The organism is Kiloniella sp. (assembly GCF_048270245.1).
Taxonomy (GTDB): Bacteria; Pseudomonadota; Alphaproteobacteria; order Kiloniellales; family Kiloniellaceae; genus Kiloniella.
On the sequence record NZ_JBLWTH010000003.1, the window covers coordinates 410001 to 422903 of the forward strand.

Annotated in this window: 11 protein-coding genes; 3 read left to right on the plus strand and 8 right to left on the minus strand. The window is 44.3% G+C overall.

Annotated features, from left to right (window positions below; genetic code table 11):
* Window positions 1-112 precede the first annotated feature (112 nt).
* From ACN0W5_RS09585 to ACN0W5_RS09605, 5 genes are all read right to left on the minus strand, one after another.
* Complete coding sequence (locus tag ACN0W5_RS09585; RefSeq protein ID WP_417453910.1) at window positions 113-1297, minus strand: extracellular solute-binding protein; 1185 nt, start codon at window positions 1295-1297, stop codon at window positions 113-115.
* A gap of 390 nt (window positions 1298-1687) precedes the next feature.
* Complete coding sequence (locus ACN0W5_RS09590) at window positions 1688-2557, minus strand: ABC transporter permease (RefSeq protein ID WP_417453911.1); 870 nt, start codon at window positions 2555-2557, stop codon at window positions 1688-1690.
* A gap of 11 nt (window positions 2558-2568) precedes the next feature.
* Window positions 2569-3468: an ABC transporter permease gene (locus tag ACN0W5_RS09595; protein WP_417453912.1), complete on the minus strand. Its 900-nt coding sequence runs from the start codon at window positions 3466-3468 to the stop codon at window positions 2569-2571.
* Window positions 3465-4610: an ABC transporter ATP-binding protein gene (locus ACN0W5_RS09600; RefSeq protein ID WP_417453913.1), complete on the minus strand. Its 1146-nt coding sequence runs from the start codon at window positions 4608-4610 to the stop codon at window positions 3465-3467. The genes ACN0W5_RS09595 and ACN0W5_RS09600 overlap by 4 nt, the downstream gene beginning before the upstream one ends.
* Window positions 4611-4794: 184 nt before the next feature.
* A complete protein-coding gene (locus ACN0W5_RS09605) occupies window positions 4795-5889 on the minus strand; it encodes an extracellular solute-binding protein (RefSeq protein ID WP_417453914.1) in 1095 nt (364 codons plus the stop codon).
* A gap of 303 nt (window positions 5890-6192) precedes the next feature.
* Between ACN0W5_RS09605 and ACN0W5_RS09610 the strand changes: the two genes are divergently transcribed.
* The gene (locus ACN0W5_RS09610; RefSeq protein WP_417453915.1) at window positions 6193-7692 is read left to right on the plus strand and encodes a PLP-dependent aminotransferase family protein; all 1500 of its coding nucleotides are present in this window, start codon (window positions 6193-6195) and stop codon (window positions 7690-7692) included.
* Window positions 7693-7745: 53 nt separating this feature from the next.
* Here ACN0W5_RS09610 and ACN0W5_RS09615 read toward each other — a convergent pair whose 3' ends face one another.
* Window positions 7746-8900 (minus strand): aminotransferase, encoded by a 1155-nt coding sequence (locus ACN0W5_RS09615; RefSeq protein WP_417453916.1) that lies wholly within the window; start codon window positions 8898-8900, stop codon window positions 7746-7748.
* A gap of 255 nt (window positions 8901-9155) precedes the next feature.
* On the opposite strand from ACN0W5_RS09615, the gene ACN0W5_RS09620 reads away from it, so the two are divergent.
* Window positions 9156-10313 carry a TauD/TfdA family dioxygenase gene (locus ACN0W5_RS09620; protein ID WP_417453917.1) on the plus strand — a complete coding sequence of 386 codons (1158 nt, stop codon included), beginning with the start codon at window positions 9156-9158 and terminating at the stop codon, window positions 10311-10313.
* Between the two features lie 56 nt (window positions 10314-10369).
* Here ACN0W5_RS09620 and ACN0W5_RS09625 read toward each other — a convergent pair whose 3' ends face one another.
* A complete protein-coding gene (locus ACN0W5_RS09625) occupies window positions 10370-11134 on the minus strand; it encodes a sulfite exporter TauE/SafE family protein (RefSeq protein WP_417453918.1) in 765 nt (254 codons plus the stop codon).
* A gap of 493 nt (window positions 11135-11627) precedes the next feature.
* Here ACN0W5_RS09625 and ACN0W5_RS09630 point away from each other — a divergent pair, with 493 nt between their 5' ends.
* On the plus strand, window positions 11628-11921 hold the full coding sequence (locus tag ACN0W5_RS09630) for a hypothetical protein (protein ID WP_417453919.1): 294 nt from the start codon (window positions 11628-11630) through the stop codon (window positions 11919-11921).
* Between the two features lie 85 nt (window positions 11922-12006).
* On the opposite strand, the gene ACN0W5_RS09635 is transcribed toward ACN0W5_RS09630, so the two are convergent.
* Entirely contained in the window at window positions 12007-12657 is a 651-nt protein-coding gene (locus ACN0W5_RS09635) for a substrate-binding periplasmic protein (protein ID WP_417453920.1), read from the minus strand.
* Window positions 12658-12903 lie beyond the last annotated feature (246 nt).

The following is a 12903-nucleotide window of genomic DNA, read 5'->3' on the forward strand; positions in this document are numbered from 1 at the left end:
AAATTATTTAAAATATATCACCATCTGCCCCGGAGAGCACAAGAGCATCCGGAGACGAGCTCTGGGATTACCTGCAATTTCTTGAGAAAAATATATAAATGGCCCTTTGTAATCAGGCTGCTTCTACGTATTTTCGAACATAAATATCACGCAAGTCCCTAAACCAAGCCGGTTCGGGCTTGAGCCAATAAAGGTCGTCGATGGCTTTAGCGTCGTTATAAGAAAAGTTAAATCGTTCTTGAGCAGCCAAATCCAATTCATTATGCGCATCTTTAACAACCGAATTATACCCAGAAGATGCCATAAACATCCCGGCACCTTTTGGGGATAAAAGCCAATTAATCAACTCATACCCTTGATCAACATTCGTGCTTCCGGCAGGAATCGCCAAAGTATCCAGCCAAGCAAGGGCCCCCTCTTTCGGGGCCAAAAATTTAAACCTGCTCTTTGTTTGCTTCCACAATGTGTGCGCAGCACCACCCCATCCTTGCCCAACAACACAATTGTTGAGTGTAAAGGCAGAGGCCAAACCTTCAGTATCGCGCCAAAACTGGCGAACATGCGATTTATGTTCTTTGGCAAAAAGAAGTGCTTCACCGAAAACTTCCCGGGAAAGGTCTTCATTTAAATAAGCAGAGTCCAATCGTTCTCCCGTTCCATCAAGCATCAATGCCATCGACGTCAGGGCAGATCCAGGGCGGGTCGCGACAAATCCCTTATTAATAAAGGACCATTGGTCATTCCAAGAGATCTCCCCGGGCTGATAGTCTCTTAACAGACTATCAAAGACAATGCCTTCACAGCCCCAAGCAAAAGGCAGTGCATAACGACGCCCCCTATAAATTGTCCCCATATTTTCAGCATTTGACAGAATACTGCCATGTATAAGGCCAAGGTCTAACTTACCTTCATCAATTGGCTGTAACAGATCCCTGGCCAGATGCCAGTTTGTTAAAAAAGAGGACGACGGGAAGACAAGATCAAAGCCCAGCCCCTTGGTGGCCTTAAGCATCAAGAGTGCTTCATCATTGCTGTCATATTCTGTCAGGTAAACTTGAATACCCGTATCTTTTTTAAACTCATCTATGATTTCTTGATTGAAATAGCCTTTCCAGCAAAAGACTTCTAACTCTTGCTCTGCGCTAATCGCCGGGGAAGGAAAAAGAGACGATGCACAACTGACACCTGTAAGACCTGCAAGCCCTTTGAGAAGGCTACGGCGGCCCATAACGGGTTCACGCTGTTTTAATGAAGCTGTTCTTTTGTCAGAAATGACAGGGCGATACGGCACGACCATGGACTGAGACTTCCCAATTAATTTTTCTCTTCAGACAATGGTATCAAGCCCCCACTCAACACACCTATCTGATCAGATAAAAACCGCTTTATTACGATATAAACATTGCCCCGCCAAAGATCAGTCCCCAATCCTTCGACAGGCGATACCCAAGCAGCATAGTGGCCCCCTAGCAAAAAAGCCACATAGAAAATGATATAGAAATATCATCCTTTAACCGAAACCCTTCATACAAAAAAAGACCGGGCATTAAAGCCCGGTCAAGTCATGTGGGGTAAGTTACTCGAGGAGCAACTTCCTTTTTATGTGCCGACCTTTCGGATCGGACGACACATAACTCGTACAGTTAAGCTGAACTAAAATACCTTATCCAAATTCAGCACCGTAGTATTACTCGTCATCAGCCGACTTTTTATCCCGCTGAACAAAAACAGATATCAAAGCCAAAACACCGGATACAACCATCAACATCAGTGACACAGCATTCAATGCAGGGGTTGATCCTTGTTTCAGGCGATCAAACATCGTGATTGTTAGCGGAGAGTCCGATCCAACCAACATCAGTGTTGTGTTGAAGTTCTCAAAAGACATCAGGAAACAAACAATCCCCGCACCAACCATTGCAGGCTTCAAGAAAGGAAGCGTAATCGTTTTTACCGCTTCCCACTTTGTTGCGCCCAAATTCAACGCAGCTTCTTCCAAGCTGGTATCAAATTTTCGAAGGCGAGCCGAAATCACCAACGTTGTGATCGTAGTTACAAAAGCAAACTGCCCCATAATAACGATAAACAAACCTGGGCGCAGAAAATCTAAATCCAGTCCGAAGCTGTCTTCAACACCATTGGCAATCGAATTAGTGAAAATCAGTATAGAGATCCCCAATATCACACCGGGAATAACCAACGGCATCAGCGCGAAGATGTAGAGAACATTTTTCCCCGGGAAAGTATGGCGTTCAAACAAAAATGCATTACAGGTCCCAACGAAAACAGACAACAACGTCACACAAACAGCAATAAAACCGGAATAGCCAATTGATTCCAAAAGTTGCCCATCATTAAAGACCCCAATACGGGTATCTTCTGTGCCAATAAACCAGTCGAACGTGAAACCATTCCATGGCATGGACGGGAACAGACTGTCGTTAAACGCAAAGACACCAACAACCACAAGCGGTGCCGCCAGGTATATAAAAAATAGAGTTATATAAGCCACATAAAGACGTGTGCTGAACTTTGACTGAGGAAGAGACGGTATCATATCAAAGCACCTTATTTCACAGTATCAGCAAGTGTCTGGCGACTTAACTTTAAGCCGACAAAAACAATCACAGATGAAAGGAATAAAAGAAGGAAGCCAAAGGCTGAGCCAGATTCCCAGTTAAAGCGCGTGATAAACTGGTTATAGATTTGCTCGGTAAACCACAGGCTATCTTTCCCACCAAGAAGCGTCGGCGTTAGATAATTCCCCAGCGTCAGCATAAAGACAACAATACAGCCAGATGCAATACCCGGCATTGCGTGAGGGATAACAATCTCACGCAAAATAGAATACGTGCTGCCACCAAGATCATACCCAGCTTCGATAAGGCTATCATCCAGCGTATCCAGCACAGAAACCAGTGGGACGACCATAAAGAGCATGGACGTATAAACCAGACCAACCATCAATGTTGCATCACTGTAGAGCAGCTCGACAGGCCCATCAACAAGACCTGCCCATTGTAGAAAACTACTGATCACACCGGATTCACGCAGTAAAATCATCCACCCAAAAGTTCTGACAAGCTCGGAAACCCAAAAGGGGATCAAGCACATCATGAACAAAAGGTTACGTTTTTTGCCCTTAAGAACTTTAGCAATGTAGTAAGAGACCGGGAAACCAACAACCAGTGTGATGGCTGTTGCGACAATGGACATAACAGCTGTGCGAACAAAGGTGTTCCAATAAAGTGGTTCGGTAAAGAACTCGATATAGTTCTGAAAACTGAAAGCATATTCCCGATACCCCAGCTTTTCGCGAAGGGAAACGGTCAAAAGATCAAGATGCGGTAAAATAATAAGTAAGAACAGCCAGAGCAAAAGCGGTAGCATCAACAGGAAAGTCCCGAGTTTAATCATCGGGATTGTATCACTCTTGTCTGTTCCAGAGGTCATCTGGAGTGTACTCATGCCGCCTGCTCCTTACCAAGCCCCGCCTGAGAGACATAAGCGCGGGCCTTGTCCACACCCCAAGACAATCGAAGCTGTTCGCCAGACTTGAGATCGCTAAAAGCACCTGTCTGAGGCAATGAAACAGTGACCTGATGGCCTGTTTGTTGATCGCGGACCTGCGCGCGGCTGTTTGCCCCGTCAAAGAGAAGGTTTTCAACAATCCCGGACAGCGTATTTTGACCATCTTCAAGATGCGCCCCTGTTTGAGCAGAGCTGTCGCGTTCAATCGTAATTGCTTCCGGCCTGACAAAAAGCTCTACTCTGTCACCAACCGTTAGCGTTTTTTCGTTGCCTGTTATTCCAGCAATCATACCGCCATCATCAAGTGATACCAGTGCCTGTCCGTTATCCATCGTATCGACCCGCCCACTCCAGCGGTTAGAATCACCAACAAAACCAGCAACAAAAGCTGTTTTCGGGTTGTAATAGAGATCTTGCGGAGATCCAACTTGCTCAAAGCGTCCCTGGTTCATAACAGCAACGTTGTCAGACATAACTAATGCTTCGGACTGGTCATGGGTAATATACACAAAGGTTGTACCCACCTCGTGCTGAAGCTGTTTCAGTTCAACTTTCATGTGTTCACGTAGTTTTAAATCGAGAGCACCTAACGGCTCATCAAGAAGTAAAACAGCCGGTTCAAGTACAAGAGAGCGCGCAATCGCAATACGTTGACGCTGTCCACCGGAAAGCTGCGTCACATCTTTTGGTCCTGCGTCGGGCAGACTTACCCGCTCCAAAACATTAGCAACCTTTTTATCAATTTCTGCCTGCGGAAGTTTTCTACGTTTCAAACCATAGGCAATATTCTCAGCCACATTCATCATAGGAAAAAGCGCGAGATGCTGGAAAACCATATTAACAGGGCGCTTGTTCGGGGGAACCCCCAACATGGACTGTTCTTTAATGACAATGTCGCCTGCAGTCGGTTCAATAAAACCAGCAAGCATACGTAAAAGAGTGGTCTTACCACAGCCACTTGGACCGAGTATTGAGAAGAAAGATCCCTTTGGAATTTCCAAAGACACATTATCAACAGCTGTAAATTTCCCAAAGGACTTCACCAGCTGCCGACACTCAAGATCCAATTGATTGCTCATATTCTTTATTTACCTGCGAAAGGGTGTTGTATTTATCAGGTCTGTTGGCCTGTTATGCCGGGTTTTAAAGTCCCCCGAGATTAGGACTTTAGCGGAAAGTGACTGAACAAACCGCTGATGGCAATACCCCCGATCTCTAACAAGACCGGGGGCCGCCTTTTATGCACCGTATGGCACGCTTTTCTTAGTTAGAAGAAGCAGCTTTCACACGGTCCAGAACTTTACCTTCGATAGTTTCAAGCCCTGGTGGTACAGTTGGGTACCATTTGATGTTATCAAGATCTGCCTGTGGGAAACTTCCCTGGAACTGAGCTTTCAGCGTAGCATCAGCATGCTCATCAGCACCTTTGGATGCTGTGAAGTTACCGGCAGCTGCTGTAATTTGTGCAGCAACTTCAGGACGCATTACGAAGTTGATCCACTTGTAAGCAGCAGCTTCATTTTCAGTTTTCTTTGGCAGAACAAAAGTATCAATCCAACCAAGAGCACCAGATTTAGGCGCAACAAAAGTTACGTCTGCATTATCGTTGTTAAGCTTCCATCCGCCTGTATCCCAGGCCATGGCAGCAACAACTTCGCCTGAACGAACAAGGTTAAGAAGTGCGTCGCCGCCTTCCCAATAGGTTTTCACATTTGCTTTACAAGAAATGAGCTTGTTTTCAACATCACCCATGATTTCTTCGTACTTAGCTTTATCGCCATAAGCAGCAAATGGATCATGACCAAGAGCAAAAGCAAAACCAATCAACGTTGGACGCTTTAGGCGGTAAGAAACTTTACCAGCAACGGCATCATTACAAAGATCAGTATAATCTTTAACAGTGCTTGCCAGCTTTGTATTCAAAACCAGACCACTTGTACCCCATACGTGTGGCACACCGTAAACATCGCCTTTGTAGGTTGTGTTTGTCTTTGTTGCTTCAAGCATAGAGCCGATGAACTGGCTAGAATCGATTTTCGAAAGATCAATTGGCTTGTAAATTCTATGTTCGGCCTGCGCACCAGAAATACGGTCTTGGCTGGGCTGAGCAAGGTCAAAACCGCCGCCGCCAGTCGCACGAAGCTTCGCAATCATTTCTTCGTTGTTAGATTTAGTAACCTTAACATCGATGCCAGTTTCTTCCTTGAACTGCTTAACAACAGATTCAGGAGCATAACCACCCCAGGTAAGAAGGCGTAGTTCTTCTGCGTGTGCTTGACCAGCAAATGCCAGGCCTGCGATTGCAGTTACACCCAGAATTGCCTGCTTAAGCGAAAGCTTGGCTTTCGTGTTAATCATAAAAAACCTCCGTGTTTATAAATGCGCATGTTCGAATACGTCATAGGCCCAAATTGAACCTTTTATTCACCGAACAAGAGCTCTCCAAGTCTGACTTCAATGTTCAGAATGAACACTTTTCTATCATGAATGCACACCTACAGGGCATGTATTACAGTGACATTGAACTTTGTTTGCAATTCCGCTTTTACACGGTTTTGCTTGCGGCTTTGTTGTTTTGGAAATACTACACGGATAGTGGCATCACTTTAAGATCCATTATTGAACACCCAAGCAGACCAATTTTACATTAAGTTCACGATCATGGCTAAATTTGCATCCGGCGCCTTACTTGAAGGCATAAAACTGGACCCGACATCACAAACCCCGCTTTACAGACAACTCTATAGCGGGATAAGAAAGCTTATTCTTTCCGGTGACTTACCCCCCGGAACCAAGCTTTCGGCCAGCAGAACAATCGCAACAGAACTGGAAATTTCCAGAACGACAGTCATCAATACAATTGAGCAAATGATTTCCGAAGGCTTCCTAGAAACACGTCGGGGAGCTGGTACTTATGTAACCCATCGTTTATCCGCAATGACAGATTTCTACCAATCTGCAAGTGATGACGACCCCGATTCTTTCGAAGAAGATCCAGATTTAACGCTTTCAAACCGGGGCCTCAAATATTCAGAATTGCCTCACCAATATGAACCGGAAGGCATCTACACCTTTAGACCTAGTCAGCCAGCATACGAGCTGTTGCCACATGATGTTTTCTCTCGCCTTACCAACAGGTATCAACGCAAGCCATCCAACGATGACCTCACCTATGCGGATCGCGGCGGGTTCATGCCTTTGCGAGAAGCGATTTCAAGCTACCTAAAAACGTCTCGTTCAGTGCGCTGCACACCAGAACAGATCATTATCACCTCTGGTACCCAGTCCGCCCTTAATCTTGCTAGTCAACTCCTGCTTGATCCCGGCGATACCGTCTGGATGGAAGATCCAGGTCACACCGCGGCACGCTGTGTCTTCGAGGGGACTGGCGCCAATGTCGTCCCCATTCCCCCCGATGAACACGGCTTCAACCCTGATCTTTGTCCGGAAGAAGCCAAAGATACCCCTGCACGCCTTGCCTATGTAACACCGTCAAGCCAACATCCCCTGGGTTATCGGATGCCCCTCACCCGTCGCATCAAGCTTTTGGAATGGGCGCAGCAAAACAATACCTGGATTTTTGAAGACGATTATAACAGTGAATTCAGATATACGGGGCGTCCTCTGTCAGCTTTGCAAGGGCTGGATAAAGGGGGGAGAGTTCTTTATGTCAGCTCATTTACCAAGATACTCTACCCTGGCCTTCGACTAGGCTATATGATCGTCCCCAAATCCATGGCAGAGGACTTTGCCCATGCCTCAACCATTTTACAGCGTTCAACCCCCAAGTTGACCCAACAGATCATCGCCGATTTCATTAATGAAGGTTTCTTCGCCACACACATGCGGAAAATGCGTCGTGTATATCATCAACGCCAACAAATTCTTATTGAAGCAGCAGAAAAGCACCTCAAAGGGCTGATCGAAATAAACCCGGTAGAACAGGGTTTCCACTGTAACGCCTGGCTTCCTGATCATGCAGACCCAGAACAAGTTGAACAAACATTACGAGCCGCTGGCTATGCCGTAAATAATCTGGACTATTACTGCATGACCCCGCTCAAACGAAAAGGTTTCATGATCGGTTTCGCAGGCACACCAGAAGATAAAATTTCAGACGGTATCAAAGGCATGGCCAAGATACTGAAAGAAATCCTCTAAGATTAAAACTCCCTAGCTATTCCAACGATTTTAAGCAGAAAAAGATCTTAAAGCTACGACAGGGCTTTCTTTAACCGGTTGACCGCTTCTTCAAGGACTTCCATTCGCTTGCAAAAGCAAAAACGAACTAAGTTGGTGGGGCCTTCCATATCAAAAAATACACTGACCGGGATTGCGGCAACTTTTGCCTCTGTCGTTATGTAACGGCAAAACTCTTCATCTTTGCCAGAGTGAACACCACGAATATCGACCGTAACGAAATAAGTACCATCACATGGCAAGACATCAAAACCTATATCAGCTAATGCCTTTGAAAGATAATCCCTCTTACCTTCCAGACCTTTTATTAGATTATTGAAATAGCTTTGATCTTTTGACAATCCCGCAGCCACTGCCTTTTGCAAATTTGGTGGCGTGGTAAAGGTCGTGAATTGATGTGCCTTGATAATCGGGGTTAAAACCTCTGGTGCGCCACACACATAGCCAACTTTCCAGCCCGTTAACGCAAAACTTTTCCCCGCAGATCCGATACGGACCGTACGATCACGCATACCAGGCAGGGTGATCAATGGATAGTGTTTACGGCCATCAAAAATTAGATGCTCATAAACTTCATCACAAACCGCATAGATGTCATACCGTAGACATAATTCGGCCAAGGCTTCCAGCTCATCCCAATGAAAAGCTTTTCCTGTTGGGTTCATTGGGCTGTTGATAATAATCAGTTTGGTTTCTTGGGTAAGGGCCTCATCCAGTTCTTCAATCGGCAGCTTCCAATCAGGTGCCGACATAGGCACAATTACCGGAATACCACCTGCTCTTTTAATAAGCGGAATATAACAATCATACGATGGCTCCAGAACGACAACTTCATCACCAGGTTCAATTAACCCGAACAAACAATCCGCCAAGGCTTCGGTTGCCCCGGAAGTCACCATAACTTCGGTCTTCCAATCCAGATTTAAGCCATAAAACTTTTTATCATGGTCAGCGATCGCTTTACGCAATTCAGGAATACCCATCATAGACGGATATTGATTGGGGCCTTCCATCAAGCTATCAGCCGCTATTTTCCGTAACTCTTCCGGGCCGTCTTCATCTGGAAAACCCTGTCCCAGATTAATGGCATCATGTTTCAAGGCCAATTGGGACATCACCTCAAAAACAGTCGTACTATAAGAAGAAAGGACAGAATTGGCGTCTTTCATGGTTTTGGCTCCCGGTTAGAATTTCTTGCATTAATAGTAACACCTTAGCTGGTTTTCACACAATGAAAGTTCAAACTATTATTGATCCCATGACCACTTCGTCATTCCCCTGAGAAAAACTGACTGATCTACCAAATAAAATCACTTCCCGATGCCCTCGATCTAATCCAAGTTCCTTTTTTAATCGTCAACAGATTTGCCCACAGACTTGCCCTACGACCTTCGGGGGCCAAATAGCTACTTACGGAGTAAAGAATGAGCTCGCTCGCCCAAAAAGGACAATTTGACGTTTCAGTAAAGGAATTAGGCCTTTCAGATCGTTCCTTGGAAATCAGCTGGTCAGACGGCAAGGTTGCAACGTTCCATTACCTATGGCTTCGCGACAACTGTCCAAGCGGGTTCCACCCCTCAACACAAGAGCGCTTATTCAACCTGACGACGGTAAGTCCTGATATATACGCCACCGAAGGAAGCTTTGACCAGACCACCTTGTCTATCAGTTGGTCAGAAGAAGCACACAAAAGCACCTATCAACTACAATGGCTTTATGAGAATGCCTATTCCCCCGATTTCAAAAAGCCGAACACATCCGTTATCGTACCTTGGGGAACAGAAATACTTAATGATATGTACGAGGTCGAATACAATGACCTCATGCAGGATGACCTAGCCCTTTTTAACTGGTTAAAAGCAGTTCAAAGATCCGGCATTTCTTACGTACGCAATGTACCTTGCACAGACGAAGGGGTCACAAATGTTGCCAATCGGATCTCTTTTCTGCGTCAAACCAACTTCGGAACTGTTTTTGATGTACAGTCAAAACCAAACCCCATCAACAACGCCTATACCTCCGAAGCTCTGCCCCTTCATATTGATCTGATCAATCAGGAAACGCCACCAGGATATCAATTCCTGCACTGTCTGATGAATGACAGTCTTGGTGGAGAATCAACTTATGCTGATGGCTTCAAGATCATAGACGAACTCAGAAAAACAGATCCAGAGGCATTCCACCTGTTAACGACCGTGACTGTCCCCATGCGATTTCATGATTTTGAAACAGACATTCGAACACGAAAAACCATCATCAATGTTGACGAAAATAATCAACTTATTGAGTTAAGGTACAGCCCGCACCTCGTCGATACTTTTGATATGGATGAAAAAATAATGGACCGCTTCTATCTTGCCTTTAGAAAGCTCATGGTTCTGATTAATGATCCACGTTTTGTTATTTCTGTAAAAATGACCCCCGGCGATCTATGCATCTTTGATAACAGACGGGTCATGCATGGTCGAAACTCATACGAAGCTGGCGATGGCTACAGTGGCGCAAGACATCTAAGAGGCTGTTATGTAGATCGAAGTGATTTTGAGAGCCGTCTCCGCGTTCTGGCGCGGACTTACGGTTAATTCTCTTCCAAGTACATTCCATAACTTACCAAGTTCAAAAGGCAGCGTTTGTTATGTTACCAAACAAGTGGCGACATTCCATCATAAAGCAGTTTTGCACCAGCCAATATCATCATCAAATAACTGATTTGATAGAATAGTTCAGGTGCAATTAATTTATGTAACTTCAAACCTAACCAAATGCCCAAGGGGACAATTGGAACAAACAAAAGCGAAAGCATCAGGTTTTCAGAAGAAAACTGCCCCATCCACGCGTAGGGTATTAACTTAACCTGATTAACAATCAGAAAGAAGGCAACGTTTGTTCCAACAAAAACCGTTTTGTCTAACCGCTGCCGTAAAAGAAAGAACTTAACTGGGGGACCGCCCGCATGAGCCACAAAGCTGGTAAATCCAGCAATCACACCGCATCCAATTCCGACAGGAGACGATGCCTCTGTTTGTTTTCTTTCTTTTTGATTACCAATAAAATAACTCAGCCCAAACAACAGCGTCAGAAGCCCTAGCAAAATTCGGATATCATTCGCATCGACATAGCTATAGGTCAGTGCGCCGATACCAATCCCCGATAAAGCCCCCAGAACAAGCACCATTAAGTTTTTACGGTGAAAGCTTTTCCGATAAGCCCAAATACTAAGAGCATCCATACAGCACAAAATGGGTAGCATTATCGCAGCCGCTTTAAAGGGGGAAATGAACATCGCCATCAAAGGCACGGTCAAAGCCCCCATTCCCCCCGAAAATCCGCTTTTGGAAATTCCGGTGATTAAAACAGCAAAGGCTGCGACGATATAAAAAGAAAGAGAAACATCCGGCAACATGAAGCGCGGCCATCCTGTGAGATAAATGTGTCACCCAGTTACACTACAAATTCCCCAAAAGGCAAGGCAGGGGATAATCAAAGCGCAAAATAATAAGTTAAGACACTGTATTCATTTAAAAATAAATACTTTTCACAAAATTATTAACGTCCAAAAATAATTCCTATCAACCTGCCTTTTTGTGAACAAAAGGTTGTCTTTTTAATATCACACCTAAAGCACGGGTAATCAGTTAAGTTAATAGCCAAGATCTACTTGGAGCACCTCAGTCGTTACTCTAGGTATCAAATTTTGATCAAGCTAATTAAAAAATAAGAGGAGCCCGAATTGCAGTATTTAAACCGTGTATGAATGAAATTTATATCCACGCCTTTTGATCCAAAACACCGCATTGAAAAGGCTTAGATGAATGCATGATTAGCTCTCTCAAACATAATCAGCCCATTCAATTTAAATAATTCACTGTCTAAAAACTGTAATTGGAATCCTAGTTATGAAACAACTTATGCTTGCTCTATCTCTAATCGCCTTGTCATCATCACTAACGGCCCCGACCTTTGCCCAAGACATCATCGTCCCAAAAAACCATAAAGGCGAAGCGATGACACTTGCCGCGCTAGCTAAAGATGCGGCCTGGAGACAGAAAGTTACAAAGCAATGGAAAACTTCTGAGGCAAATCAGAAGACACGAAAACTAAGATATACAAAAGATAGCTTCTATATTGTGAATAACACTCAAGAAGCCTCGCTGTATAATAGTTATTCATCAAAATACATCTATAATTGAGACCTTAAATCGTGGCTCAATAGGCAGTCAAATTTCTGTTAAAAACAGTATGGCTACCTGTGTGTTGAGTTCTATTCAATAGCCCTTAGTTGTGATTGTTAAAATCGTGTATCAGGTCAGGTGCTATTGTTTTTGCATCCTCGAGTAAGGCTTCCCATTCAGGGCTATGTCTAAGTTCTCTGGCTGCATTTTTGATTTTTACTTTTTTTGAAAAATTTGGCGAAGCATTGGATAGCATCAGAAGCACATGTTTACAGCTCAAAAAATAAGGTGTTCCAATATCGCCTGTTGTCATACCGACTTTGGGCAACGAAGCATGAATAACCTGTTCTGTTCCGGTTACGACATCTACGCGCCCTTTTTTAAGTAACCACAAAGCCTCGGTAAAGTTAGCGGTTTCGATTTTCTTAATCGCTTTATTTTGATCTACCCAAGAGCCTGTGCTTGCCCCTCTGACTATAGCCAAACGCAAGCCTTCGATGTCCTCTTTGGACTTAATATTCAGCCCCTTTAACCCCACAAGCATTTTATCAAGCATAATGGTAGGCTCTAAAGGTGTTGCAAATTCTTCAGGCAGATAATCTTGAAATGTGATCGTTAGATCATAGGTTCCTTTTTTCATGCCACGGAGCAATCGTTGCCTTGGCACAAGAACAACTTCTATAGGTTCGTCCAAAAATTTCGACAAGCGCTTAAAATAAGAAACTGTGACGCCGCCCATCCCCCCCTGATTCATCGTAAAATCCCCACGGTTTTTCAGCCAACACAACAGCTTTCAACGGATTATCCGCGGCAAAACCATAGCTGATCGATGATACCAACAAGAACAGAATAAAGGAGCACAACTTCATTAACGCAAGCAACCAAACGCAAAAAAACAAACGTAAGCAGATCATTACAACAATTCTACTACCCATCAAGCGTTATATTAAGTACGTAACTTTACACAGTTATTTAAAAAAAATTGAGAAATGTGAAACTA